At 56.9% G+C, this 26,015-nt stretch carries 29 protein-coding genes; 15 read left to right on the top strand and 14 right to left on the bottom strand.

The window, feature by feature from the left end; translation table 11 throughout:
* Positions 1-20 precede the first annotated feature (20 nt).
* The 6 genes from livJ to ftsY form a co-directional block, all read right to left on the bottom strand.
* Entirely contained in the window at positions 21-1,121 is a 1,101-nt protein-coding gene (livJ, locus tag ACJTMZ_RS17765) for a branched chain amino acid ABC transporter substrate-binding protein LivJ (protein WP_015571474.1), read from the bottom strand.
* A gap of 197 nt (positions 1,122-1,318) precedes the next feature.
* Positions 1,319-2,584 carry a 4-aminobutyrate--2-oxoglutarate transaminase gene (locus tag ACJTMZ_RS17760; RefSeq protein WP_017693844.1) on the bottom strand — a complete coding sequence of 422 codons (1,266 nt, stop codon included), beginning with the start codon at positions 2,582-2,584 and terminating at the stop codon, positions 1,319-1,321.
* A 136-nt stretch (positions 2,585-2,720) separates the two neighbouring features.
* Positions 2,721-3,578 (bottom strand): RNA polymerase sigma factor RpoH, encoded by an 858-nt coding sequence (rpoH, locus tag ACJTMZ_RS17755; protein WP_000159624.1) that lies wholly within the window; start codon positions 3,576-3,578, stop codon positions 2,721-2,723.
* A 250-nt stretch (positions 3,579-3,828) separates the two neighbouring features.
* A complete protein-coding gene (gene ftsX / locus ACJTMZ_RS17750) occupies positions 3,829-4,884 on the bottom strand; it encodes a permease-like cell division protein FtsX (protein ID WP_017384126.1) in 1,056 nt (351 codons plus the stop codon).
* Positions 4,877-5,542 carry a cell division ATP-binding protein FtsE gene (ftsE, locus tag ACJTMZ_RS17745; RefSeq protein WP_006812284.1) on the bottom strand — a complete coding sequence of 222 codons (666 nt, stop codon included), beginning with the start codon at positions 5,540-5,542 and terminating at the stop codon, positions 4,877-4,879. Before ftsE ends, ftsX begins: the two co-directional genes overlap by 8 nt.
* Before the next feature lie 2 nt (positions 5,543-5,544).
* Positions 5,545-7,005, bottom strand: coding sequence for a signal recognition particle-docking protein FtsY (gene ftsY / locus ACJTMZ_RS17740; protein ID WP_252011024.1), 1,461 nt, complete (start codon positions 7,003-7,005; stop codon positions 5,545-5,547).
* A gap of 127 nt (positions 7,006-7,132) precedes the next feature.
* On the opposite strand from ftsY, the gene rsmD reads away from it, so the two are divergent.
* Together rsmD and ACJTMZ_RS17730 are read left to right on the top strand one after the other, a co-directional pair.
* A complete protein-coding gene (rsmD, locus tag ACJTMZ_RS17735) occupies positions 7,133-7,735 on the top strand; it encodes a 16S rRNA (guanine(966)-N(2))-methyltransferase (RefSeq protein WP_015571477.1) in 603 nt (200 codons plus the stop codon).
* Positions 7,719-8,000 (top strand): DUF1145 family protein, encoded by a 282-nt coding sequence (locus ACJTMZ_RS17730; protein ID WP_015571478.1) that lies wholly within the window; start codon positions 7,719-7,721, stop codon positions 7,998-8,000. The genes rsmD and ACJTMZ_RS17730 overlap by 17 nt, the downstream gene beginning before the upstream one ends.
* A 50-nt stretch (positions 8,001-8,050) precedes the next feature.
* Here the strand turns inward: ACJTMZ_RS17730 and ACJTMZ_RS17725 are convergent, their stop codons facing one another.
* The 4 genes from ACJTMZ_RS17725 to ACJTMZ_RS17710 form a co-directional block, all read right to left on the bottom strand.
* Positions 8,051-8,557: a DUF1240 domain-containing protein gene (locus tag ACJTMZ_RS17725; protein WP_252011025.1), complete on the bottom strand. Its 507-nt coding sequence runs from the start codon at positions 8,555-8,557 to the stop codon at positions 8,051-8,053.
* A 1-nt stretch (position 8,558) separates the two neighbouring features.
* Entirely contained in the window at positions 8,559-9,440 is an 882-nt protein-coding gene (locus ACJTMZ_RS17720; protein ID WP_227789233.1) for a hypothetical protein, read from the bottom strand.
* 6 nt (positions 9,441-9,446) lie between these two features.
* Positions 9,447-9,926, bottom strand: coding sequence for an Hcp family type VI secretion system effector (locus tag ACJTMZ_RS17715; protein WP_045341613.1), 480 nt, complete (start codon positions 9,924-9,926; stop codon positions 9,447-9,449).
* Between the two features lie 238 nt (positions 9,927-10,164).
* Positions 10,165-10,524: a DUF2500 family protein gene (locus ACJTMZ_RS17710; RefSeq protein WP_252011026.1), complete on the bottom strand. Its 360-nt coding sequence runs from the start codon at positions 10,522-10,524 to the stop codon at positions 10,165-10,167.
* Between the two features lie 129 nt (positions 10,525-10,653).
* Between ACJTMZ_RS17710 and ACJTMZ_RS17705 the strand changes: the two genes are divergently transcribed.
* Positions 10,654-11,280 (top strand): lysoplasmalogenase, encoded by a 627-nt coding sequence (locus ACJTMZ_RS17705; protein ID WP_003861515.1) that lies wholly within the window; start codon positions 10,654-10,656, stop codon positions 11,278-11,280.
* Between the two features lie 76 nt (positions 11,281-11,356).
* Entirely contained in the window at positions 11,357-13,528 is a 2,172-nt protein-coding gene (gene zntA, locus ACJTMZ_RS17700) for a Zn(II)/Cd(II)/Pb(II) translocating P-type ATPase ZntA (RefSeq protein WP_252011027.1), read from the top strand.
* A gap of 99 nt (positions 13,529-13,627) precedes the next feature.
* On the opposite strand, the gene ACJTMZ_RS17695 is transcribed toward zntA, so the two are convergent.
* From ACJTMZ_RS17695 to tusA, 4 genes are all read right to left on the bottom strand, one after another.
* A complete protein-coding gene (locus ACJTMZ_RS17695; RefSeq protein ID WP_252011028.1) occupies positions 13,628-14,914 on the bottom strand; it encodes a TRAP transporter large permease subunit in 1,287 nt (428 codons plus the stop codon).
* Positions 14,915-14,924: 10 nt separating this feature from the next.
* On the bottom strand, positions 14,925-15,434 hold the full coding sequence (locus ACJTMZ_RS17690; RefSeq protein WP_047716443.1) for a TRAP transporter small permease: 510 nt from the start codon (positions 15,432-15,434) through the stop codon (positions 14,925-14,927).
* A gap of 12 nt (positions 15,435-15,446) precedes the next feature.
* Positions 15,447-16,418 carry a TRAP transporter substrate-binding protein DctP gene (locus ACJTMZ_RS17685; protein ID WP_252011030.1) on the bottom strand — a complete coding sequence of 324 codons (972 nt, stop codon included), beginning with the start codon at positions 16,416-16,418 and terminating at the stop codon, positions 15,447-15,449.
* A gap of 611 nt (positions 16,419-17,029) precedes the next feature.
* Positions 17,030-17,272 (bottom strand): sulfurtransferase TusA, encoded by a 243-nt coding sequence (tusA, locus tag ACJTMZ_RS17680; RefSeq protein WP_000130627.1) that lies wholly within the window; start codon positions 17,270-17,272, stop codon positions 17,030-17,032.
* Positions 17,273-17,441: 169 nt separating this feature from the next.
* On the opposite strand from tusA, the gene ACJTMZ_RS17675 reads away from it, so the two are divergent.
* The 11 genes from ACJTMZ_RS17675 (at position 17,442) to ACJTMZ_RS17625 (ending at position 26,015) form a co-directional block, all read left to right on the top strand.
* Positions 17,442-18,107 (top strand): 7-cyano-7-deazaguanine/7-aminomethyl-7-deazaguanine transporter, encoded by a 666-nt coding sequence (locus ACJTMZ_RS17675; RefSeq protein WP_003861274.1) that lies wholly within the window; start codon positions 17,442-17,444, stop codon positions 18,105-18,107.
* 72 nt (positions 18,108-18,179) lie between these two features.
* A complete protein-coding gene (locus ACJTMZ_RS17670) occupies positions 18,180-18,737 on the top strand; it encodes a DcrB family lipoprotein (protein WP_003861272.1) in 558 nt (185 codons plus the stop codon).
* A 135-nt stretch (positions 18,738-18,872) separates the two neighbouring features.
* The gene (locus tag ACJTMZ_RS17665; RefSeq protein WP_032655401.1) at positions 18,873-19,922 is read left to right on the top strand and encodes an AI-2E family transporter; all 1,050 of its coding nucleotides are present in this window, start codon (positions 18,873-18,875) and stop codon (positions 19,920-19,922) included.
* A gap of 125 nt (positions 19,923-20,047) precedes the next feature.
* On the top strand, positions 20,048-20,770 hold the full coding sequence (locus tag ACJTMZ_RS17660; protein ID WP_017384119.1) for a beta-ketoacyl synthase chain length factor: 723 nt from the start codon (positions 20,048-20,050) through the stop codon (positions 20,768-20,770).
* Entirely contained in the window at positions 20,767-21,582 is an 816-nt protein-coding gene (locus ACJTMZ_RS17655; RefSeq protein ID WP_252011031.1) for a 1-acyl-sn-glycerol-3-phosphate acyltransferase, read from the top strand. Before ACJTMZ_RS17660 ends, ACJTMZ_RS17655 begins: the two co-directional genes overlap by 4 nt.
* Positions 21,563-21,820, top strand: coding sequence for a phosphopantetheine-binding protein (locus ACJTMZ_RS17650; protein ID WP_003861263.1), 258 nt, complete (start codon positions 21,563-21,565; stop codon positions 21,818-21,820). The genes ACJTMZ_RS17655 and ACJTMZ_RS17650 overlap by 20 nt, the downstream gene beginning before the upstream one ends.
* Positions 21,821-21,831: 11 nt before the next feature.
* The gene (locus tag ACJTMZ_RS17645; RefSeq protein WP_003861262.1) at positions 21,832-22,083 is read left to right on the top strand and encodes an acyl carrier protein; all 252 of its coding nucleotides are present in this window, start codon (positions 21,832-21,834) and stop codon (positions 22,081-22,083) included.
* Positions 22,055-22,654 (top strand): hypothetical protein, encoded by a 600-nt coding sequence (locus ACJTMZ_RS17640; RefSeq protein ID WP_252011032.1) that lies wholly within the window; start codon positions 22,055-22,057, stop codon positions 22,652-22,654. The genes ACJTMZ_RS17645 and ACJTMZ_RS17640 overlap by 29 nt, the downstream gene beginning before the upstream one ends.
* Positions 22,647-23,996 carry an AMP-dependent synthetase gene (locus ACJTMZ_RS17635; protein ID WP_408626967.1) on the top strand — a complete coding sequence of 450 codons (1,350 nt, stop codon included), beginning with the start codon at positions 22,647-22,649 and terminating at the stop codon, positions 23,994-23,996. Before ACJTMZ_RS17640 ends, ACJTMZ_RS17635 begins: the two co-directional genes overlap by 8 nt.
* The gene (locus ACJTMZ_RS17630; protein WP_252011034.1) at positions 23,983-24,333 is read left to right on the top strand and encodes a hydroxymyristoyl-ACP dehydratase; all 351 of its coding nucleotides are present in this window, start codon (positions 23,983-23,985) and stop codon (positions 24,331-24,333) included. Before ACJTMZ_RS17635 ends, ACJTMZ_RS17630 begins: the two co-directional genes overlap by 14 nt.
* Positions 24,324-26,015: a glycosyltransferase gene (locus tag ACJTMZ_RS17625; protein ID WP_252011037.1), complete on the top strand. Its 1,692-nt coding sequence runs from the start codon at positions 24,324-24,326 to the stop codon at positions 26,013-26,015. Before ACJTMZ_RS17630 ends, ACJTMZ_RS17625 begins: the two co-directional genes overlap by 10 nt.

Here is a 26,015-nt window from a genome sequence, read left to right as displayed (position 1 = left end):
CTTGCGTTGCCTTTTTGCGTTTATTTTGCGTCAGTCGCCGTGCCGTTGGCATGCCAGTCAAACACGCCGAACTCGAAGCCCTTCAAATCGCCCTTCTCATCCCAGGACAGCGGCCCCATCACGGTTTCCACCGAGTTCGCTTTCAGCCAGGTGGCAATCTCCGCCGGATCGGCTGACTGGTTCAGGCCCGCTTGCAGAGACTGCAACGCTGCGTAGGTGGTCCAGACGAACGCACCACTTGGATCCTGTTTCTTCGCCTTGATGGCATCGACAACAGGTTTGTTCGCAGGCACCTGGTCGTAGTTCTTCGGTTTGGTCACCAGCAGCCCTTCAGCGGATTCACCCGCGATATTAGACAGGGAAACGTTCGCGACACCTTCTGGCCCCATGAACTGCGTCTTCAGACCCGCCGCACGCGCCTGGCGCAGGATCTGCCCCATTTCCGGGTGGTAGCCGCCGTAGTAAACGAAATCGATATTTTCTTTCTTCAGACGCGCGACCAGGGTCGAGAAGTCTTTCTCACCGGCGGTGATACCGTCAAAGAACACCACGTTGGCGTTCGCTTTTTTCAGGTTATCCTGCACCGCACGGGCCAGGCCTTCGCCGTACTGCTGTTTGTCATGAACAATCGCGATGCGCTGCGGCTTCACTTTTTCCACGATATATTTCGCGGCGGTTGGCCCCTGATCGGAGTCCAGACCGGTGGTACGCAGGATCAGCTTATAGCCGCGCGCGGTCAGCTCTGGCGCCGTCGCGGCCGGCGTGATCATCAGAATGCCTTCGTCTTCGTAGATGTCAGACGCGGGCTGGGTGGAAGAGGAGCACAGGTGACCGATAACGTATTTGATCCCGTCGTTTACCACTTTGTTCGCCACCGCGACCGCCTGTTTCGGGTCACAGGCATCGTCATATTTTACGATTTGCAGCTTTTCGCCCTTGATGCCGCCCTTAGCATTAATGTCTGCAACCGCCTGTTCCGCGCCGGTAAATTCCTGGTCGCCGTACTGTGCTACCGGACCGGACATCGCGCCCACCACGGCCACTTTAATATCGGCCTGGGCCATAGTGCTGAATGCCAACGCGATACATCCTGCCAGTAACGCTTTACCCTTCATGTTCATCCTGAGATTCCCCATTATTATGGTTATAACGATTGTTGTGATGTTGTTGTGTAGCGCTTTATTTCAGTTATAGGCGTGCTGTTCGCGCTTTTTCAGCATACTCTGCTAAAACATACCCCATTTTTATGATTTTGGAATAGCTAATTTGAAATGAAAATATGATAAGCCCAACTGTCATTTCAGCCGGGCTTTTGGCTTTATCGTGTCAGCGAGGCGGAAATAATATCCAGCGCTTTACGGAACTGCACTTCGGGGATGGTGAGCGGGTAGAGGAAGCGAATAACGTTGCCGTAAACGCCGCAGCTCAAAAGCAGCAGCCCTTCGTTCAACGCGCGCTCCTGAACCTGACGGGTAAATTCGGGCGACGGCTGTCCGGTTTGCGGATCGGTAAATTCTACCGCCACCATCGAGCCCTGCCCACGGATATCGGCGATATACGGACAGCCATCCTTCGCTTTATTCAGCACCTCGACTAGATGATGCCCGAGATGCGCCGCGCGGGTGCAGAGATCGTCCTCGTCAATCACATCCAGCACCGCATGGGCCGCCGCAATCGCCAGCGGGTTACCCGCGTAGGTTCCGCCCAGCCCGCCCGGGGCGGGCGCATCCATCACCTCCGCCCGGCCAGAGACGGCAGAGAGCGGCATCCCGCCCGCCAGGCTTTTCGCCATGGTGATCAGATCGGGCTTCACGCAGTGGTTTTCCATGGAGAACAGCTTGCCGGTACGGGCGAAGCCGGTTTGCACTTCGTCGGCAATCAGTAAAATCCCGTGGGTATCGCACAGGGCACGCAGCGCCTGCATAAAATCAGCGGGCGCGACGTTGAACCCGCCCTCGCCCTGAACCGGTTCAATAATGATTGCCGCCACCTGATCGGGCGCGATATCGGCTTTGAAGATGCGCTCCAGGCTTTTTAGCGCTTCGGCGGTACTAACCCCGTGCAGGCTGTTGGGGAATTGCGCGTGGTACACCGAGCCGGGGAACGGGCCGAAGCCGAGCTTATAGGGCGCCACTTTGCCGGTCATCGCCATGGTCATAAAGGTACGGCCGTGGAACGCGCCGCCGAAGGTGATAATGCCGGGACGTCTGGTGTACGCGCGGGCGATTTTCACCGCGTTTTCGACCGCTTCCGCCCCCGTTGAGAAGAAGGCGGTTTTGGCTGGCCCCTCTATGGGTACGCGCTGGTTGATGCGCTCGGCAAGCGCCACATAACCTTCATAGGGGACGATTTGATAAGCGGTATGGGTAAAGGCGTGAAGCTGTTTTTCGATGGCGGCGATAACTTTAGGATGGCGATGCCCGGTATTCAGCACGGCGATCCCGGCGGCAAAATCAATATACTCGTTACCTTCCACGTCCCACACCGTGGCGTTTTCGGCTTTATCGGCATAGAAGTTACACATGACGCCGATACCGCGCGGCGTCGCCTGTAAACGCCGGTCGTTCAGTTCGTTATTTTTCACCCTGTCACCCTCTGAAAGTCGCCTGCTTAGCGCATCAGTAAGTGTTTGCCAGGGGGAAGAAATTCGCCAGAGCGGGCGCTAAAAAAACAAAACCCCCGAATTTGCATTCGAGGGTTCTCGGTGTACTTCGCGGAAATTACGCTTCGATAGCGGCGCGAAGTTTTTTCATGGCGTTTTTCTCAAGCTGACGCACACGTTCAGCGGAGACGCCGTAGCGGTCGGCCAGTTCCTGCAACGTGGACTTGTTATCTTCGTCCAGCCAGCGGGCACGAATAATATCCTGGCTACGCTCGTCGAGGCCTTCCATCGCGAAGGTCAGCTTGTTCGCCGCCTGGTCTTCCCAGTTATCCTCTTCAATGCCGTCAGCAAAGTTAGAGGTTTTATCCTGTAGATACAGAACCGGGGCCATCGGCTGGCTGTCGGACGCGTCGTCGTCGGCAGACATATCAAACGTCATGTCCTGCGCGGCCATACGGGATTCCATCTCGCGGACGTCTTTGCTGGAAACGCCCAGCTCGCGCGCCACCATTTCCACTTCATCCTGATTGAACCAGCCCAGACGCTGCTTGGTTTTACGCAGGTTGAAGAACAGTTTGCGCTGCGCTTTCGTCGTGGCGACTTTCACAATACGCCAGTTACGCAGGACGTATTCGTGAATTTCCGCTTTGATCCAGTGCACGGCGAAGGAGACGAGTCGCACACCCACTTCCGGGTTAAAGCGACGTACCGCCTTCATCAGGCCAATGTTACCTTCCTGAATCAGGTCCGCCTGCGGCAGGCCGTAGCCCGCATAATTACGAGCAACGTGAACAACAAAGCGCAGGTGAGACAGGATCAGCGTTTTAGCTGCTTCCAGATCGCCCTGGTAATGCAGCTTTTCAGCAAGCTCCTTTTCTTCCTCAGCCGTTAACATCGGCCAGGTGTTCGCAGCCCGGATGTAAGATTCCAGGTTACCAACAGGGGCTAAAGCTAAAGTTTGCATTTCTTTGGTCATTCATTCCTCTCAATGTTTCTTCTGGTCCAGGTTGTCCCCGTCAGGCAACAACCATGCCAAAGCGTTTGAGCAACGAGATTAGCATTCACTCTTTTATCAGACAGTGATTTTATCCACAAGTTCCAGGTGCAACAGTGAATAAATTACGCACAAAATGTGACATGAAGATGATTACAGGGGAAGAGACAACAGGGACGCTTTCCCTGCAAGCGAACATCTCGGTGCAGGGAAAGATTATATCACGCTTTTATTAGTCGGGAGTAAAGTGGCGTAAATGTTGAACCGTTGCCAGCCATGCCGCCACCCAGCCGATCATGGAGCACACCAGCAGCAACAGCAGGCACTCATCGAACCCTAAGCCACTGATATCAAACTTAGTTCCGAAAACCTGCGCCACTTCAGTCACGGCAGACGACAGCCGCATCACCAAAATTTCTGACAATATCAATGAAAGAAATGCACCAGAAAAACCTAATAACGCGCCGCCGTAAAGGAACGGGCGGAGGATGAAACCATCCGTTGCGCCAATCAGTTTCTGCACGTTGATGGTATCGCGACGGGCGAAGATGCTCAGGCGCACGCTATTACCGATGACGAGGAACACCGCCGCCACCATCAGCACGCCGATCATCGCCGACACGCGTCCTACCAGCCCGGTCAGGGCGGCAAGACGGGCAAACCAGCTGTCGTCCATGCGCACTTCATCAATCCCGTTAATGCGGGTAATGCGGTCGCGCAGGGTGTTGAGCGAATCCGTGCCCTGGAAATCGAGTTTCGGGATCACCACCGCCACGGCGGGCAGCGGGTTCTCTTCAAGCATATCCAGCGCGCCGCCGAATCCGGACCAGTTGCGGAACTCACCCAGCGCTTCATCGCGGGAAAGATAGTTCACCTTCTCCACGCCCTGCTCGGCCTGAATCTGCCCCACCACCTGAGCCGCCGCGTTATCGTCGAGGGCTTTATCCAGATAAACGGTGATCTGCGGCGACGGATAGTACTGGGACGCCGCCTGGTTTACGTTTTTGTAAACCATGTAGCAGACGCTGGGCAGCGTCAGGGAGATGGCAATCACCATCACCGTCAGGAACGTCGCCAGCGGTTTGCTTTTCAGATCCTGCAACGCGCCCTGGAAGGCGTACCGCACCTGCTCGTTAAAGACGTTGGTTTTGCGGGAGTTCGGTTTCGGTGCCGCTTTGGCACGCTTAGGCGCATTGCGATTGCCGTCCCCGCCGCCCTGAGGCTTGCGGAAACGGTCAAACCGGTTGCTGAACTGCCGAATCTGGTTCATTGCATCACGCTTATTCACCGTGGCCTCCGTGCAAATGCCCGTCGCTCAGGGTCAGCATGCGGTACGAACGGCGGGAGATCAGCCCCATGTCGTGCGTCGCCATCAGTACCGTGACCCCCACGCGGTTAAATTCCTCAAACAGACGCAGGATCCCTTCAGAGAGGGCATCGTCCAGGTTACCGGTCGGTTCATCCGCCAGCAAAACGGCAGGCTTGTTCACTACCGCGCGGGCGATACCCACGCGCTGCTGCTCACCGCCGGAGAGCTGGATCGGGAAGTTCTTCGCTTTGTCCAGCAGCCCGACCTTATCCAGCGCCGCCGAAACGCGACGGCGGATATCATCGTAACTGGCGCCGGCAATAATCAGCGGGATCGCGACGTTATCGAAAACCGTGCGATCCATCAGCAGGTGGTGATCCTGGAAAATCATGCCAATCTGACGACGCAGGAACGGCACTTCACGGTTCTTAAGACGGCTAATTTCATGGCCGCTGAACCAGATTTTCCCGGCGCTTGGCCGCTCGATCCCACAGATCAGCTTGAGCAGGGTACTTTTCCCCGCGCCGGAATGGCCGGTCAGGAATGCCATCTCGCCTGGCTGGAGGTGGAATGTCACCCCCTGTAGCGCTTGTCTCCCGCCGAGATAGGCCTTGCTGACGTGTTCAAAGCGAATCATTGTTAGTCCTCTCGGGCAAATAGTGCCTCAATAAAGTCGTCCGCTTTAAACGGACGTAAATCCTCAATACGCTCGCCCACACCGATGTAACGGATAGGAATGCCGAACTGGTCGGCCACGGAGAAGATCACCCCGCCTTTCGCGGTACCGTCCAGCTTGGTCAGCGCGATCCCGGTCAGTCCTACCGCTTCATGGAACAGTTTCGCCTGGCTGATGGCGTTCTGTCCGGTGCTGGCGTCGATAGTCAGCATAATTTCATGCGGTGCATCTTCGTCCAGCTTCTTCATGACGCGAACGATTTTCTTCAGCTCTTCCATCAGGTGCGATTTGTTCTGCAAACGCCCTGCGGTATCCGCAATCAGCACGTCCACGTTACGCGACTTCGCCGCCTGGATGGCATCGAAAATCACGGACGCGGAATCCGCGCCGGTGTGCTGGGCAATGACCGGTATATTGTTGCGCTGGCCCCACACCTGAAGCTGTTCCACCGCTGCCGCACGGAAGGTATCGCCCGCCGCCAGCATCACCGATTTGCCCTGCTGCTCAAACTGGCGCGCCAGCTTGCCGATGGTGGTGGTTTTGCCCACGCCGTTGACGCCAACCATCAGGATAACAAACGGCATTTTGCCTTCAATATTAAGCGGTTCGTCAACTTTTGCGAGAATTTCACCCATCTCGTCTTTCAGCAGGCCGTACAGCGCCTCGGCGTCACGCAGCTGTTTGCGGCTCGCCCCTTCGGTCAGGTTGGCGATGATCTTCCGGGTGGTTTCCACGCCCACGTCCGCAATCAGCAGTTGCTCTTCCAGCTCCTCAAACAGATCGTCGTCGATCTTTTTGCCGCGGAACAGACTGATAAATCCGGAACCTAAGTTTTCTTTGGTTTTGAGCAGGCTGCGCTTCAGGCGCGCGAAGAAACCTTCTTTGGTCGGTTTTTCCTGCTCCTGAACGATCTCTTCTTCGGCCTGCTCTTCCACCGGCACGACGATGATCGCTTCTTCAGCCGCTTCCGCCGCCAGCGCCTGGGCTTCCAGCTCTTCGTCGGTCAACTCTGGCTCAAGGGCCGCTTCTTCTTCCACCGCCTCAACAATTTCAACGGCTTCCGCTTCGGCCTGCCACTCTTCGGCAGAAACCTCTTCAGCTTTCACCTCTTCCGGCAGCGGCAGCTCTTCGTGTTCGATAGTGGCCTGCGGCGCTTCGTTAAGGGTTTCAACGATAACCGGCTCTGGTTTTTCGCTCTCCTGAACCTGTTCAGTAACCTCAACCACCTCTTCGGCAAAGGATTCAATCTCTTCTTTGCTGTGGGCTGGCTCTTCCGCTTCGACAACCGCAGCGGTTTCGACAGGCGTTTCAGGCTGCGACGGCTCTTCTACAACCTGCTGTTCTTCGGTTTTCTGTTCTGTTTCTTGCTCTTTTTCACCGAAACCTAACCAGGAAAAGAAGCCACGTTTTTTTTGTTTTGCCATCTGCGACTACACTCCTCGCGGCGCTATATACAGGGAAGCTAAAAAAATGATGAAATAGTCTAACACTTTACTTAATTGACATCACCGCCCGCAATCGCAGGGCAATGGTTAACAGAGCTTTCCTGAGATGAAGAAACCCACCCGCGCCCCGGCCGGTCAAATTCGCATTATCGGCGGTCAGTGGCGAGGCCGGAAATTACCGGTGCCGGACAGCCCCGGTTTACGCCCCACCACGGACCGCGTTCGCGAGACGCTGTTTAACTGGCTCGCCCCGTCTATGGTAGACGCCAACTGCCTGGACTGCTTCGCCGGAAGCGGTGCATTGGGGCTGGAAGCGCTGTCGCGTTATGCCGCCAGCGCCACGCTGCTGGAGATGGAGCGCGGCGTCGCGCAGACGTTGCAGCAAAATCTGGCTACGCTGAAGGCAACCAACGCGAAAGTGGTGAATACCAACACGCTGAGCTTCCTCGCCCAACAGGGGACGCCGTTCAACGTGGTGTTTGTTGACCCGCCGTTCCGTAAAGGGCTGCTGGAAGAGACATTATCGTTGCTGGAAAAAAATGGCTGGCTGGCAGACGACGCGCTGATTTACGTTGAAAGCGAAGTGGAAAATGGCCTGCCGCCCGTTCCCGTTCACTGGGATCTGCACCGCGAGAAGGTCGCCGGCCAGGTGGCTTATCGTCTATATCACCGTCAGGCACAAGGAGGATCCGATGCCAGTACTGATTAACGTAGGGCGCGTACTGATGCTGGGCGTCTGGGCATTTTTGATTTTGAATCTGGTGCACCCGTTCCCGCGCCCGCTGAATATCTTTATTAACGTGGCGCTGATTTTTACCGCGTTCATGCATGCCTTGCAGATGGTGATGCTGAAAAACGGTCTGCCGAAAGATGGCCCACCGATGACCGGCTGGCAACAGCTGCGGGTGTTTATTTTCGGCGTGTTTGAGCTGCTGGTGTGGATGAAAAAGTTTAAGGCGCAGGTGAAGAAGTAAGGTGCGCTATTGCCCGGTGGCGCGCAGCGAGCCGGGCCTACGAAACACCATCACTGTGACGATACGCCGTCCAGCTGGTCATTCAGTTTTTTGATATCTCTGGCTCTTGTTTTAAGCAAGTATTTTACCTGCGTGCAAATCTCTTCCGTTCTGGTGTAATACGTTCCCGAAAAGGGCCCTGGACGTTCACATAAGACATAGTTGGTTCCCAGGGGATAAAATATGACGATAAACGAGAGAATGTTGCCAATAACAAATCCTGCACCGATAACGTGAAAACCGACGATAATGCCTTTGGCGAAGAAGCTGGGTGGCTCCATGTTTTTCGTAAAAGTCATATAGACAATAACCAAAACGAAACAACAAGCAACCGGGAAAACAAACAACATAATAAAAGAACCCCAAAAAAAATAAATAATGCTTCTGGATTCAATGATATCGGTTATATCTGGTACGCTAGCCCAATAAAAACCCCAAGCAAAAACACCAAAAAAGAAGATACAGAAAAATAAAAAGCACCTTCTTTTAATTTTATTAAGATTAATGTTAACGCTCATATCAGTAATTCTCCCAGTAAAATGAACTACCATTTACTGAGTTTCGAGCGTTCCACTCTGCGATTTTTTGCTGCTCTTTCATACCCTTTTTTATACAATCTATAAGTTTGTTTGATAAATCATACTGTTTGTCCAGCCCATTGAGCGCATTGGCAATAGCTATACCTATTACAACCACACAGACTATTTGCCCCCAAACCGGAACAGCTACACTCGCTATAAATGGTGATATAGCCAACGAGATCCCTTCCCCAACCAATCTCGAAACAAAAACCCCCACAATAACTTTCGCCACATCCATCGTCACATTCCCCAGGAATGCGGCGACGTCATGGTCAGATTTGAAGATCAACTCAACCAACCGCCAGCATGCGGAAAACCAGATGCAGAATCGGGCTCCTGACATAATGCCGTTTTGAAACCCGACGCTACCAATGCCAACCTCAAGCACTTTGGGATGATTAATCCGGTAACGGGTTCCGTTAAGAATGCGTCGCAGAGAAGGGTAGCCCGTAATCTTCACATACATTTTTCCCTGATAAGCATACTGCGTTGCTTTGATCCCAAGACCTTTTAAAGTGAAAACAATCTTTCCGGCCTGCTGATAAGAAAATAGCTTCGACAGATTCTTAGTCGCAGAAACCGTCTCTTTGATGTTACCGGCATAGGTAGTAGAAAAGCCAACAGGCTGACTACCTAACAAATCGTCAATCACACCCTGCGCCTCGTCAGGCGTGAGCAGCATAATGTGGTTGGCATTGTTGCCCAGGCTATTTTTCAGCTGCTTGATTTCATTTTCGAAACGCAAATTACGCTGCCAGTTATTTCCTCTGAGAATATCTTCACGATGATCCCCTATCCAGTCATTATAACCTTCCATCATGGGTCCTTAAAAAATTCGCTCATCCCAGATACTGTAGGCGCTGGTTCCAGCAATACGATGCTCCCAGGCAATAGATTCGTATGACAATTCGATCATTTCTTCTGGCTGACCCGCACTGTCATCAATGGTATGCGGCACCTGTAGATGGAAGCTGGATATTCTGGCATTAATCAGTTTTAGTGAGTAATAGCATTCGTTTAAACCAGTCTGACTGGTGCGATAAAAGCTAAATTCACAGCTTAGCGTTTCATTGTCAGTAATGGCTTTCCCCAACAACGGCGAGGATTTATCCACAGGTTTAATAAACGTCAAACACTGATGATTTACATTTTGCGCCCGACTCATTCCATGATTAATTGCCATGACCATAATCTGATCTCGATGGGCAGGCTGTGATTTATTCCCTATTGAATCTATCGAAGCACATCCAGCAGAAATCATTCCCTGCGATTGTCCCTTCAACGTCAACCACATTGTATTCGCCATCTAAATACCTTATCCATTTGAATTATAAATTTATATATTCATACAATAACAATGATAAGATCATATTAAGAAATGCTGGGTAAGATAGTGATGCAAACGATATTTTAAGTCACTAATGGGAATATAAAACAGAATATTTTTTATAAAACATAAACCACAATTATATTTACTCCACGCTATATATATCTATTGAATTTACGATCGGCACTGGTAAGAAGACTCAGCGCCGATCAACAGATTACTGCTCCGCCATGAACCCTTCAAACCGCGACCCTTTGTAGCTCAGCGTGCCTTTCTCCCCCACCGTCAGCTGGTGGTACTGCTGCGCCTCCAGGCGGAAGGTCATCATCAGCCCGCCGGTTTCCGGCTTAAAGCTCGCTTCATAGCGCATCGTTGTGCCCGCAGGCGTCACCTGCTGCTGGCGGGAGCGGCGGTCGTTAAGCGGCTTCTCACGCTTGTTCGTCACCACCACGCGCTTTTGCATCAGCGGCGCGGCGTCATTGTCGGCCTTCTCACGGCGCTGCTGCACGAAGCGAAACGAGGCGGCAATGATGATAATCGCCACCACGATAATGAAAAACAGCGGCATCTTGCTCATTGAAAAATCCCATCAGATTATGCGGAATTTAGGATACCTCGCCTGCCCCGGCATTGCCAAACGCCCGCTCGCGTCACTACACTGGATCAGGAACTGATCATTCAGCCTCAACAGTTACAGGGAGTTAATATGCTTTGGTCATTTATCGCTGTCTGTTTTTCCGCATGGCTTTACGTCGATGCGTCTTACCGTGGCCCAGCCTGGCAGCGCTGGTTGTTTAAACCCGTCACGCTATTACTCCTGCTGTTGCTTGCCTGGCAGGCCCCGATGTTTAACGCCGTTAGCTATCTTGTCCTCGCGGGGCTGTGTGCTTCCCTGATTGGCGATGCCTTAACCCTGCTGCCGCGCCAGCGCCTGCTGTACGCCGTGGGGGCATTCTTCCTGTCGCATCTGCTCTATACCATCTACTTTGCCAGCCAGATGACGCTCTCCTTCTTCTGGCCGCTGCCGCTGGTGCTGCTGGTGATTGGCGCCCTGCTGATCGCGGTGATCTGGTCGCGTCTGGAAGAGATGCGTCTGCCGGTCTGTACGTTTATCGCCATGACGCTGGTGATGGTGTGGCTGGCGGGCGAGCTGTGGTTCTTCCGTCCGACAGCGCCTGCGATGTCCGCGTTCTTCGGTGCCGCACTGTTGCTGTTGGGTAATATCGTCTGGCTGGGCAGCCACTATCGCCGCCGCTTCCGTGCGGATAATGCGATTTCCGCCGCCTGTTACTTTGCCGGACACTTCCTGATTGTGCGTTCGCTGTATATCTAAATAACGCTTGACTCTGGAGTCGACTCCAGAGTGTATGCTGCGGTTAATGAGAAAATTATCATTACCGGAGACTGCCATGTCGACTCCAGAAATACCTAAAAAAGTTCCCCAATTCTCGGCACTTAAGCTCAGCCCGGTTCCGCCAAAAGAGGACTGCTGCTGCGAGGGCGCGTGCGAAACCCGGACCGAAGCGCTGCCTGAAAACGGCAATCACTACAGCTGGGTGGTCAACGGCATGGACTGCGCGGCCTGCGCCCGCAAAGTGGAAAATGCGGTGAAGCAGGTGCCGGGTGTGAAACACGTTCAGGTGCTGTTCGCTACCGAAAAGCTGCTGGTCAGCGCCGAAAACGACGTCAGCAGACAGGTTGAAGCCGCCGTCAGCAAAGCGGGTTATACCCTGCGCAGCGAAACGGCGCCCGCAGAAAAAACGTCCCCGCTAAAAGAAAATCTGCCGCTCATTACCCTCATCATCATGATGGCCCTGAGCTGGGGGCTGGAGCAAATCAACCACCCGTTCGGCAACCTGGCGTTTATCGCCACCACGCTGGTTGGCCTGTTCCCGATTGCGCGTCAGGCGCTGCGTCTGATGAGAAGCGGCAGCTGGTTTGCCATCGAAACGCTGATGAGCGTGGCGGCTATCGGGGCGCTGTTTATTGGCGCGACGGCCGAAGCGGCGATGGTGCTGCTGCTGTTCTTAATTGGCGAACGCCTTGAGGGCTGGGCGGCGAGCCGGGCGCGTAAAGGGGTGAGCGCGCTGATGGCGCTGAAGCCGGAAACCGCCACGCGGGTTATTCATGGTCAGCGTGAAACGGTCGCCATCAATACCCTGCGCCCGGGCGACGTGATTGAAGTGCCCGCAGGCGGACGTCTGCCAGCCGATGGGGCCCTCATTACCGCCACCGCGAGCTTTGACGAAAGCGCCCTGACCGGGGAATCCATCCCGGTAGCGCGCGCGGCAGGTGAAAAGGTGCCTGCGGGCGCCACCAGCGTCGACCGACTGGTGCAGTTGACGGTCCTTTCCGAACCGGGCTACAGCGCCATCGACCGCATCCTCAGGCTGATAGAAGAAGCCGAGGAGCGCCGCGCGCCGGTAGAACGCTTTATCGATCGCTTCAGCCGGATTTACACCCCCGCCATCATGCTGGTGGCGCTGCTGGTCACCGTCGTCCCGCCGCTGTTCTTCGGCGCGCCGTGGGAGGGCTGGATTTACAAAGGGCTGACGCTGCTGCTGATCGGCTGCCCGTGTGCGCTGGTGATATCCACCCCGGCGGCGATTACCTCAGGGCTGGCGGCGGCGGCGCGGCGCGGGGCGTTGATTAAGGGCGGCGCGGCGCTGGAACAGCTGAGCCAGGTTCAGCACATCGCCTTCGATAAAACCGGCACGCTGACGGTTGGCAAGCCGCAGGTGACCGGCGTGTATCCGCAGGACATCAGTGAAGACGAGTTGCTTATACTGGCCGCCGCCGTTGAACAGGGGTCCACCCACCCTCTGGCGCAGGCGATTGTGCGTGAAGCGAAGGGGCGCGGGCTGACCATCCCTCCGGCAACCGCCCAGCGAGCGCTGGTCGGGTCAGGGATTGAGGCTGTGGTCGAAGGCAAAAAAGTGCTGATCGCCGCGGCAGGCGCGTTCCCGAATCCACAGGTTGAGGCATTAGAGCAGGCCGGGCAGACGGTTGTTGCCGTGATGCAGGACGGTGTGCCGATGGGCATGCTGGCGCTGCGCGACACCCTGCGTGACGATGCGAAAGACGCCGTCGACGCGCTGCACAGGCTGGGGGTACAGGGCGTGATCCTGACCGGTGATAACCCGCGCGCGGCGGCGGCGATTGCTGGCGAGCTGGGGCTGGAGTTTAAGGCCGGATTGTTGCCTGCGGATAAAGTCAGCGCGGTAACCGAGCTGAACGGTCATGCCCCGCTGGCGATGGTCGGGGACGGGATAAACGATGCCCCGGCAATGAAGGCTTCCACCATCGGCATTGCGATGGGCAGCGGCACCGACGTGGCGCTGGAGACCGCCGACGCGGCGCTGACGCACAACCGCCTGACCGGGCTGGCGCAGATGATAGATCTTGCGCGGGCGACGCGGGCCAATATTCGGCAGAACATCGGCATTGCGCTGGGTCTGAAGGGGATTTTCCTGGTCACCACGCTGCTCGGCATGACCGGATTGTGGCTGGCGGTACTGGCGGATACGGGGGCGACGGTGCTGGTTACGGCGAACGCGTTGCGGCTGTTGCGCCGTCGGTAAAAACGCCCGGTGGCGGCTACGCCTTACCGGGCCTACAACATCTCCGAACCGTAACCGTAGGCCGGGTAAGGCGTAGCCGCCACCCGGCATAAAACGGCGTCACTGCATCCCTAGCACCCCCGGCAACCACAATGATATCGCCGGGATGTACGTCACCATCCCCAGCACTACCAGCAACATACCGTAAAACGGCAGCATCGCCCGCACCACGTGCTCGATCTTCTGCTTACTCACCGCGCTCGCCACGAACAGCACCGACCCGACCGGCGGCGTGATCAGCCCAATCCCCAGGTTCACCATCATGATCATTCCGAAATGCACCGGATCGATCCCCAGCGAGTTGGTCACCGGCAGCAGTACCGGGGTCAGGATCAGGATGATCGGCGCCATGTCCATTAGCGTGCCAATCAGCAGCAGCATGACGTTGAGGTACATCAGGATCACGTACTTATTATCGGAGAGCGAGGTGAAGAACTCGGTGATGCGCGTCGGCAGCTGCATATAGGTCATCACTGCGCCAAACGCCGCGGCAAAGCCTATTAAAATCATCACGATAGTGACCGTTTTCACCGTCCGGCACATCAGCTTCGGCAGCTCGCTCCACTTATAATCGCGGTAGATGAACATAGTAACGAAGAACGCCCACAGACAGGCCACGGCGGCGGATTCGGTTGCCGTGAATATCCCGGACAAGATCCCGCCGAGGATAATCACCACCGTCATCAGCCCCCACAGGGCATCGAGTAAAATCTTCACCGCCTGCTTAAACGGAATTTTCTCTCCCTTCGGGTAACCGCGCTTGTGGGCGAATCCGAGACAGAGGATCATCAGGCACAGCCCCAGCAGCAGCCCCGGCAGCACGCCCGCGATAAACAGCGTGGCGATGGAGACCGTTCCCCCTGCCGCCAGGGAATAAATCACCGAGTTGTGGCTGGGCGGGATCAGGATCGCCTGCACCGACCCGCTGGCCGTCACCGCCGCCGCGTATTCGCGCGGATAGCCCTTCTTCTCCATCTCCGGGATCATCACGCTGCCGATAGACGCCGTATCCGCCACCGACGAGCCGGAAATTGCGCCGAAGAACGTTGACGCAACGATATTCACCAGCGACAGCCCGCCGCGAATAAAGCCGACAAACACGTAGGCAAAATTCACCAGCCGTCGGGCGATGCCCCCTTCCGCCATGATCGCCCCGGCGAGGATGAAGAACGGGATCGCCAGCAGGGTAAACTTGTTCACCCCGCTGGTGATCTGGATCATCAGCGCCTCGAGCGGCAAATCAATCCACAGCGCGCCCGCCACGGCGCTTAAGCCCACGGCAAAGGCCACCGGCATACCCAGCGCCAGCAAAATGGCGAGGGTGAATAACAACACGAAAGCATCCATTGTTCACCCCTTAGCTGTGGTTGCCGATGAGCACGACGGGACGGTTTTCCTGCGAGCCAAACAGCAGGCGTTCAATCACAAACAGGATCAGAATGGCCGACCCGACGGGCAGCGGCAGATAGCTTTCGCCGGACGTCAGAAGCGGGAACTCCGCGACGGGCTGTTCCCAGAGGTCGACGCACAGCCAGAGGCTGTACCAGAACATCAGCGCGGAGATCAACAGCATCAGCAGATCGACCACGCGAGCGCAGAGGTTTTTCAGCATGTCGGGAAGACGGTCGGTGAGCATGTTCACCGCGATGTGCGATCCGGCGCGATACCCCACCGCCGCGCCGATAAAGGTAAAGGTCACCATGCAGATAATGGCGATCGGCTCCGGCCAGGATTCCCCGCGGTTAAGCACGTAGCGCGAGAAGATGCCAATCGGGATCGCTATCGTCATGACCAGCAGCGAGACGCCCGCTACGGTCATGGCGAGCAGGTACAGACGGTCCATCCACTTCAGGTAGAGTTCGGACATACGTACTCCGGTTTACTGGACGTCAGCGATGGCTTTCATCAGATCCTGATGCTTGTCGCCATACTGGGCGCGCACCGGCTCCGTAGCCTTGATAAACACCGTTTTGTCGATGTCGTGGAACTGCACCCCGCCCGCTTTCATTTTTGCCAGCGCCTGGTCGTTGTAGGCATTCCACAGCTTACGCTGCTCGAACTGCGCCTCGCGGGCCAGAGTCAGGACCTTTTGCTGCTCGTCGGCGCTGAGCTTGTCCCATTTCACTTTTGAATAGAGGAGCATTTCGGGGGTGATAAAGTGGCCGCTCAGGGTGTAGTTTTTGGCAACCGGCATGTAGTTGTGGGCGATAAAGGTCGGCGGGTTATTCTCCGCGCCGTCAATCACGCCGGTCTGCATGCCGCTGTAAACCTCGCTCACGCCCATCGCCACCGAGTTTGCCCCCATGTCTTTCAGCGTGGCGAGGGCTACCGGGCTACCCTGCACGCGGATTTTCTTCCCTTTCAGATCGTCCGGTTTGACGATTGGCTCTTTGGTGATCAGGTTACGGGTACCGGAATCCATCCAGCCGAGGAAGACCAGACGCGATTTCGGGTTGGCGGTGAGTTTGTCGCCAATCTGCTTGCCGATATCCCCGTCGATCACCTTGTGCATGTGGTCTTCATCGCGGAATACGTAGGGAAGCGTAAACACTTCGATATCCGGCAGGATGGCAGCCACCGGCGCCATAGAGACGCGGATCATGTCGATCGCCCCCATCTGCGCCTGCTCAATCATCTGCTTTTCATCCCCGAGCACGCCGCCGGGGAAGACCTTGATCTCCAGCTTGCCGTCGGTTTGTTGTTTAAGCTTTTCACCCATGTGCTGAACCGCCACCACGTTCGGGTAGCCTTCGGGATGCACATCGGCGGCTTTGATGGTCTGGGCAGTAACGGTGCAGGCAAAAGCAGACAGACACAGCGCGGCCAGTAACGGCTTGAGGGTCGTTTTCATTGAGTCAACTCCAGGGTAGTGAGATAAGCGTTAAAACGATGTTTTAGTTTTTGACGCTTAAAAATTAGACTACGGCTGGAAAAGGGAGGGTGAAGCGCCTCACAAAAAGCGCGAAATTTTGAAACGATGGTTTAGAACGGTTTTCTCCCTCTCCCCGTGGGAGAGGGTTCCCCAGTAATTTGAAAGCAAAAGCGATAACGTTGCCTCAGAATAACTGAGGGCTTTCAGCGATGCCTCGGTCCGGCTGTAAATCGCTGAGGCGTTTCCTGTAGGCCGGGGCGAGGCGCAGGGATGCGCCGAGAGGGCGGGCTTTACAGGGATGTTACCTCCGCCCGTCCCCGATAAGCCGAAGGTACCGCGAAGCGGCGATTTTCCGCCGGGAGCCCGGGTCGCCAGGGTGGTGGCGACTGAGCCACCCTGGCACGTTCACCGGTCATGTCGTGACAGAGTAGCAAGGAACATAACGTGAACGGAATGACCACCAGAGCCGTATGTTCCCCCTCACCCCAGCCCTCTCCCTCAAGGGAGAGGGGGCCGTCTGTGCAGGCATTATTTTGTGGGGAACCCTCAGCCCCGTGGGAGAGGGTCAGGGTGAGGACATCAGGCCGCACTTACCCCTTACGAATCAAATACCGGTACGGCAAGGTCTCGGTTTGCTGCGCCACCAGTTCATGTTCCATAAAGGTACAAAAGCCGGGGATATCACGGGTGGTAGCCGGGTCATCGGCGACGATCAGCAGCGTTTCGCCACTCTGCATGTTACGGACGGTTTTACGCACCATCATTACCGGCTCCGGGCAACGAAGGCCCTGAGCATCAAGCGTGTGGTCTGGGCTGGAAAACAGGTCGGTCATTTTCTTCTCGTTCAGGTAAAAACGGCTGTAGTTTACGCCCCGCTATCGCCAATGCAAACCAGGTTAACGATTGCGTGAAAATTAGCCATTGCAAAGTGTCGTCAAAGCAGTATCATGCGGCGGCTTTATTGGGTTCCCTCACCCCAAATATTAATCAAAAAGGTACAATATGAACTCCTTTACACAATCGCAGCGCGTCAAGGCGTTGTTCTGGCTTTCGCTATTTCATCTGCTGGTGATCATCTCCAGTAACTATCTGGTACAGCTGCCCATCTCCATTTTTGGTTTCCATACCACCTGGGGCGCGTTCAGTTTCCCGTTTATTTTCCTTGCGACGGATTTAACCGTGCGTATTTTTGGCGCACCGCTGGCGCGGCGGATTATTTTTGCGGTGATGATCCCGGCACTGTTTGTCTCCTACGCCATCTCCTCGCTGTTTTACATGGGCAGCTGGCAGGGCTTCGAAGCGCTGACGCACTTCAACCTGTTCGTCGCGCGTATTGCCACCGCCAGCTTTATGGCTTATGCCCTGGGGCAGATCCTCGATGTCCACGTGTTTAACCGCCTGCGTCAAAACCATCGCTGGTGGATGGCACCAACGGCCTCCACGCTGTTCGGTAACGTGAGCGATACGCTGGCCTTCTTCTTCATCGCCTTCTGGCGCAGCCCGGACGCCTTCATGGCAGAACACTGGATGGAAATCGCTCTGGTGGACTACGCCTTTAAGGTGCTTATCAGCCTGGTTTTCTTCCTGCCGATGTACGGCGTGCTGTTGAATATGCTGCTGAAAAGGCTGGCAGATAAATCTGAAATCTCCGCATTGCAGGCAGGTTAAGGGTTCGCTTTATCAGTTGTGATAAGATGAACGAATGAGCCGTTATGGCCGTTTATCGAAAGGAAGAAGTCAATGCGCAATCTGGTTAAATATGTCGGGATTGGCCTGCTGGTTGTTGGCCTTGCAGCCTGTGATAACAGCGACACCAAAACGCCTGCTCAGGGCGCGTCAGCAGAAAGCAACGCCACCGGTCAGCCGGTGAGCCTGATGGATGGCAAACTCAGTTTCTCTCTGCCTGCGGACATGACCGACCAGAGCGGTAAGCTGGGTACCCAGGCGAACAATATGCACGTCTATTCCGATGCCACCGGCCAAAAAGCGGTGATTGTGATCGTCGGTGACGATACCAGCGAAGATCTGGGCGTGCTGGCCAAACGCCTGGAAGATCAGCAGCGCAGCCGCGACCCGCAGCTTCAGGTGGTCACCAACAAGTCTGTTGAACTGAAAGGCCACACGCTGCAACAGCTGGACAGCATCATCTCTGCCAAAGGCCAGACCGCGTACTCCTCCGTGGTGCTCGGTAAGGTGGACAATAAACTGCTGACCATGCAGATCACCCTGCCGGCAGACAATCAGCAGAAAGCGCAGACCGCCGCTGAAAACATCATTAACACCCTTGTGATCCAGTAATCGTTCACCAGGATGCCGTGGCCTCCGTCGCTTGCGCCGGGGGCCATTTTTTTGCCACGACTTTCAGACTAACACGCCAGACGAAGCCCATCCGGCGCACTACAATTAACACGCCCCCCGGAAAAAGGAATTCTTATGACTGCCAGCCCGCCCGACAAAGCCGGACTTCATATTTTATTAAAACTTGCCTGCCTGGTGGTTATCCTTGCGGGTATCCACGCGGCGGCGGATATCATTGTTCAGCTTCTGCTGGCGCTGTTTTTCGCCATTGTGCTCAACCCACTAGTGACATGGTTTTTACGCCGGGGCATCAGCCGCCCGGTCGCGATTACCATCGTGGTGATGGTGATGCTGGTTGTCCTGACGGCGCTGTTCGGCGTGCTCGCCGCCTCGCTGAGCGAATTTTCCACCATGCTGCCGCAGTACAATAAAGAGCTGACGCGCAAGCTGGTCGATCTTCAGCGCACGTTGCCGTTCGTGAATCTGCATATCTCACCGGAACGGATGCTGCGTCGGATGGATTCCGAGAAGGTGATGACCTACGCCACCACGTTGATGACCGGGCTTTCCGGGGCAATGGCCAGCATTCTGCTGCTGGTGATGACGGTGGTGTTTATGCTGTTCGAAGTGCGCCACGTGCCGTATAAACTGCGTTTTGCCCTGAACAATCCTCAGATCCACATTGCCGGCTTGCACCGCGCGCTGAAGGGCGTATCCAAGTATCTGGCGCTGAAAACGCTGTTAAGCCTGTGGACCGGCGTGATCGTCTGGCTGGGGCTGGTACTGCTGGACGTGCAATTCGCGCTGATGTGGGGCGTGCTGGCGTTTTTACTGAACTACGTACCCAATATCGGCGCGGTGCTTTCCGCCGTTCCGCCGATGATCCAGGCGTTCCTGTTTAACGGTTTTTATGAGTGCATGCTGGTAGGAGCGCTGTTCCTTGTCGTGCATATGGTGCTGGGTAACATTCTCGAGCCGCGCATGATGGGCCACCGTCTGGGCATGTCGACGATGGTGGTGTTTTTATCGTTACTGATCTGGGGATGGCTGCTGGGTCCGGTGGGCATGCTGCTCTCCGTGCCGCTCACCAGCGTCTGTAAAATCTGGATGGAAACCACGAAAGGAGGCAGTAAACTCGCCATTCTTCTGGGTCCGGGTCGGCCAAAAAGCCGTTTGCCGGGATAACCGGGTGGAAAGGGTCAAAAGTGACGTTTATTCGCCAGCGCGACGACAACATTGTACGATGTGCGCAGCAAATCGCGCTGGCGAAGAAAAAGTCACAGAAACAGGTTTATCGCGGACGCGCGTAGATGAAATTTACACTTACCCTTATCGACTGGCAGGCAAGAGCGCCAGGACTCAGCGATGCCGACGAATGGCAGGCATGGTCACGCCGGTCTGACGCCATCGATCCCGCTGCACCGCTGGCGAAACTGACCGATCTGCCGATGATGACCGCCCGCCGCCTGAATTCAGGCAGCAGGCTGGCCGTCGATCTTGGCCTGATGATGCTGCGCAAACACCGCATCGATGCCGTCGTCTACAGCAGCCGTCATGGGGAGCTGGAGCGCAATTTCCGTATTCTCCAGGCCCTGGCGGCAGAACAGCCCGTTTCCCCCACCGATTTTGCCATGTCGGTACACAACTCGGCGGTCGGCAATCTCACTATCGCCGCGCGTCAGCCTGTTGTCTCTTCGTCGGTTTCCGCCGGTATGGATACCTTCCAGCAGAGCTTGTGCGACGTGCTGAGCCTGCTGCATGCGGGCTACTCCCGCGTGTTGCTGGTGGATTTCGACGGTCTGCTGCCTGATTTTTATCACGCCGGGCTGCCGCCGCAGATGCCCGTCTGGCCCTACGCGCTGGCGCTGGTGATTGAGGCGGGAAATACGCTCAGCTGTGAAACGCACGTCAACCGCACGCCTGAAGAGCCCGCGCTGCCGCAAAGCCTCCAGTTCCTGCGCCATTACCTGCGGGACGAGCGCCAGTTTACCCTGCCGGGCGAGCGCCTGCTGTGGCAATGGACGCGCCAATGAGAGGGTTACGTTCCCGCCTCGATCGGATATGGCGGATGCTCATGACCGGATTGTGCTTCGTCCTGTTCGGCCTCGGCGGGCTGACGCTGTCGCTGGTGTGGTTTAACCTGCTGCTGATTTTCCAGCGCGACCGCACTCAACGTCGCCGCCTGGCACGCCGCACTATTTCTGCCAGTTTTCGCCTGTTCCTCGCGGTGGTACGCGGTGCAGGGGTACTGGATTACCGTTTCAACAACCTGGACGTTCTGCGCGCCGAGCGGGGCTGTCTGGTGATTGCGAATCATCCCTCGCTGCTGGACTACGTTCTACTGGCGTCGGTGATGAACGAAACCGACTGTCTGGTGAAAAGCGCGTTGCTGCGTAACCCGTTCGTCAGCGGCGTGATCCGCGCGGCTGACTATCTGATTAACAGCGAAGCCGACACGCTGCTTGCCGCAAGCCAGCAGCGTCTGGCCCAGGGCGATACCCTGCTTATCTTCCCTGAAGGCACCCGCACCCGGGTGGGGGAAGCCATGACCCTGCAACGTGGGGCGGCGAATATCGCCGTTCGCTGCAACAGCGCCGTGCGCGTGGTGGTGATCCACTGTAGCGAACGGATGCTTGATAAACAGAGCAGCTGGTATAACGTGCCCCCCAACAAACCTGTTTTCACCGTGGATGTTCGCGAACGCATCAACATTCATGATTTTTATGATGCGAGTCAGCACGAACCCGCGCTGGCAGCAAGGCAGTTAAACCGGTATATGCAGCATCAGTTAACAACCGGTCTTCAATCTTTGTCAGGAACGAAAGATGCAAGCGCTCTATCTTGAAATTAAGAATCTCATTATCTCTACGCTGAATCTGGAAGAACTTACCCCAGAGGATATTGATACAGACGCCGCGCTCTTTGGCGACGGCCTCGGTCTGGACTCAATCGACGCCCTTGAGCTGGGGCTGGCGGTAAAAAATCAGTACGGCGTAGTGCTTTCTGCCGAAAGTGACGAGATGCGTCAGCACTTCTATTCCGTTGCCACGCTCGCGGCTTTTATCCATCAACAACGCGCCTGAGAATGACCGCTATGACAGAACAACAAACGATTTATCAGGAAGTCTCTGCGCTTCTTATTACGCTGTTTGAAATCGCCCCGGAGGATATTACCCCTGAGGCACGTCTTTACGAGGATCTGGACCTCGACAGCATTGATGCCGTCGATATGGTGGTGCACCTGCAAAAGAAAACGGGCCATAAAATCAAGCCCGAAACCTTCAAAGCGGTGCGCACGGTGCAGGACGTCGTGGACGTTGTGGAACAGCTTCAGCGCGACGCGTAACGTGCGTTCGATTCCAGTTCTTCCCGCCCTGACGGGGCTGATGCTGCTGGCATGGCCGTTTTTGATCGGCTTCGGGCTGGCGAATAATAGCCTGCACGGGATACTGCCCGTGATGGCGCTGGTGCTGCTGATGCGCGTCTGCCAGGCCCGTCGGCAGGGCGGCCCCCTGCGTTATCTGTTCGTGAGCGTGGCGCTGGCCGGCATAGCGCTTTGCGCGGCGAGCTACGTCCTGCACGCGCACCAGTGGGTGCTGTTATATCCGGTGGTGGTGAATCTGGTGATGCTGGTGGTGTTTGGCGGTTCGCTGTGGACGTCAATGCCTGTCGTTGAACGGCTGGCGCGCCTGCGTGAACCGGATCTCTCCCCCGTCGGGGTACGTTACACGCGCCGGGTTACCCAGGTCTGGTGCGGCTTTTTTATTATCAGCGGGGCGATCGCGCTGTTTACCGTATTACACGCCGATATCCGTCTGTGGACGCTGTGGAACGGGATGATTGCCTATCTCCTGATGGGCACGCTGATGGCTGGCGAGTGGGTGGTGCGACAACGGGTGATGAAAAACGATGCTTAACCCTCTTCCGCTTAGCCAGTGGCTCAGTGCGCCCCGCCCTGACGACACCCCTGTCGCCTGGCAGGACGACCATCTCTGGACGCTTGGCGATCTGCGCCACGACGTCACTCAGCTGGTCGACACGCTGCGTCGTGAAGATGGCGAGCGCTGGGCGCTGTGCATCGAAAATGGCTATCTGTTTATTGTCGCGCTGCTGGCGACGCTGCATGCGGGTAAAACGCCGGTCCTCCCCGGGCACAGCCGGGCGGCGCAGCTTAACGAACAGCGGGCGCTGTTCAGCGGCGTCCTGAGCGACACCACACTCGATTTTCAGGGGCGACAGCTGCGGGTGGCTTCCGCGCAGCGGGCAGGCCATCCCTTTTCACCGCTGCCTGCCATCGGTGAGATGCGTACGATCGAGCTTTACACCTCCGGCTCGACCGGCACGCCGCAGCGGGTGAGTAAGCCGGTGGTCAGCCTGGATCGTGAGGCTCGTCTGCTGGCGGCGCATTTTGGCGAGCGTCTGGCGGGCTGTCACGTCGTGGCTTCCGTGGTGCTGCACCACCTGTATGGCCTGACGTTTCGTGTCGTCTTACCCATGGCGCTCGGCCTGCCGCTGCATGCCAGCCTGCTCAACTATGCCGAGCAGCTCTCTGCCCTTCCCGACGATAAACGCTACCTTTTCATCAGCAGTCCGGCGTTTCTCAAGCGGCTGGACGCGTCGCTGACGCCGCCCCCCGTCAACCTGCTCGTCTCCGCCGGCGGCGCGCTGCCCTGGCAGGAGGTCGCCGCGGTTCAGGCCTGGCTCAACGTCTGGCCGGATGAAATATACGGCAGCACGGAAACGGGCGTAATGGCCTGGCGCTACCGTCAGGAGGAAAGCACCCGCTGGCAGCCTTTCCCCGGCGTGACGTTTCACGGCGATCGCGTGATCTCGCCGCTGATCCCCGAGGCGGAGGGAATCGTGCTGGATGATATCCTGCACTTCACGGCTGACGGGCAGTTCAGCCTCGTCGGGCGCCGTGGTCGGGTGGTCAAAATTGAAGATAAGCGCATTTCACTCGATGACATTGAGCGCCGCCTGCTGGCGCTGGACGGCATCCGCGAGGCCGCCGCGCTGACGGTGACGCGCGGCGGGCGTCAGGGCATTGGCGCGCTGCTGGTATTAAACGACGCCGCGCGTCAACGGCGGGATGAACAGGGCAAAAAAGCGCAGGAGTTCGCCTGGCGACTCGCCCTTCGCCCCTGGCTTGAACCGGTTGCCGTACCGCGCTACTGGCGGATCGTTGATGAAATCCCGGTCAACAGCATGAACAAGCGCGTGACTACGCAGCTACAGGAGTTGTTTCATGAAGATCCCTGAAATCGGGCGCCTCCAGCCCGATCCACAGCATCTGGAGATAATCCTTTATCTTGATCCTGACCTGCTCTGGTTTAAGGGACATTTCGCCGTACAGCCGCTGCTGCCGGGCGTGGCCCAGCTCGACTGGGTAATGCATTACGCTGCCGCGCTGGCGCCGGGCTACCGTTTTCACAGTATTCAGAACGTGAAGTTCGCCGCCCCGCTGTTGCCGGAGAACACGGTCACGCTGCTCCTTGCCTGGCAGCCTGAACGCCAGTTGCTGACCTTTAGCTACCAGCGCCATGCGGGTAACGAGCGCCACACCGCCAGCAGCGGGAAGATTCGCTTATGTCAGTAACCTTCCGTCCCTGCGTGCTGATCCCCTGCTACAACCACGGGGCGATGATGGCTTCGGTGCTGGCGCGCCTGGCGCCTTTCGAACTGCCCTGTCTGGTGGTGGACGACGGCAGCGATGAAACCACGCGCCGCACGCTTGAAGCGCTGGCGGCGGATCGTCCGCAGGTCACGCTGCTGCGGCTGGCCGAAAACAGCGGCAAAGGCGCGGCGGTGATGCAGGGGCTGAAAGCCTGCGCCGATCGCGGCTTCACCCACGCCGTTCAGGTGGACGCTGACGGCCAGCACGCTATCGAGGACATTCCCAAACTGCTGGCGCTGGCCGGGCGTCATCCCGATGCGCTCATTTCCGGGCAGCCCGTTTACGATGACTCAATCCCCCGTTCGCGCCTGTACGGGCGCTGGATAACGCACGTCTGGGTCTGGATTGAAACCCTCTCCCTGCAACTGAAAGACAGTATGTGCGGGTTTCGCGTTTACCCGATAGCCCCGGTTCTGCGCCTTGCAGCAACCACGCCGCTCGGCAGGCGAATGGATTTTGATACCGAAGTGATGGTGCGCCTCTACTGGCAGGGCAACACCAGCTATTTTCTACCCACCCGCGTGACCTATCCGCCGGACGGGGTATCCCATTTCGATGCCCTGAAAGACAACGTGCGCATCTCGTTGATGCATACCCGTCTGTTTCTTGGCATGCTGCCGCGCATTCCTTCCCTGCTGATGCGTCGCCGCTCGCAGCACTGGGCGCAGCAGCAGGAGGTGAAAGGATTATGGGGCATGCGCCTGATGCTGTGCGTCTGGCAGCTGCTGGGGCGAAAGGCGTTTACCGCCCTGCTGTGGCCAGTTACCGCCGTCTACTGGCTGACCGCCCGCTCTGCGCGTCAGGCGTCGCAGCAGTGGCTGGCGCAGGTTAAAACGGTGATGGCACAGCGGCAAATGCCGCAACCCGCACGGCTTAACAGTTTTTCCCACTTCCTGCGCTTCGGTCATGCCATGCTGAATAAAGTGGCCAGCTGGCGCGGCGAAATGAAACTCCATCGCGATCTGGTCTTTGCGCCAGGCGCGCAGGAGGCGCTGGGGCTCGACGATCCTCAGGGCAAACTGCTGCTCGCGTCGCATCTTGGCGATGTGGAAGCCTGCCGGGCGCTGGCCCAGCGCGAAGGGGCGAAAACCATCAACGCGCTGGTCTTCAGCGACAACGCCAGACGCTTTAAGCAGGTGATGGAGGAGATGGCACCGCAGGCGGGCATTCACCTGATGCCGGTCACCGACATTGGCCCGGAGACTGCGATCCTCATTAAAGAGAAGCTGGATCGCGGCGAATGGGTGGCGATCGTGGGCGATCGCATCGCCGTCACCCCGCAGCGCGGCGGTAGCTGGCGGGTGATATGGAGCGAATTTATGGGCCAGCCCGCGCCGTTCCCGCAGGGGCCGTTTATCCTGGCGTCCATTTTGCGCTGCCCGGTGGTGCTGATTTTTGCCCTCTGTCAGCAGGGAAAGCTGACCCTGCACTGCGAGCCGTTTGCCGACCCGCTGCTGCTGCCGCGCGGCGAACGCCAGCAGGCGCTACAGCAGACCGTCGACCGCTATGCGCAGCGGCTGGAGCATTACGCGCTCTTGTCGCCGCTCGACTGGTTTAATTTTTTCGATTTCTGGCAGCTGCCAGAGGTCAACGAGAAGGAGTAA

Origin of the sequence: Enterobacter sp. DN (genome assembly GCF_046054285.1) — a bacterium.
GTDB lineage: Bacteria > Pseudomonadota > Gammaproteobacteria > Enterobacterales > Enterobacteriaceae > Enterobacter > Enterobacter hormaechei_C.
Note: the sequence above shows the minus strand (reverse complement) of the source record. Positions and strands in the feature narration are given on the sequence as shown.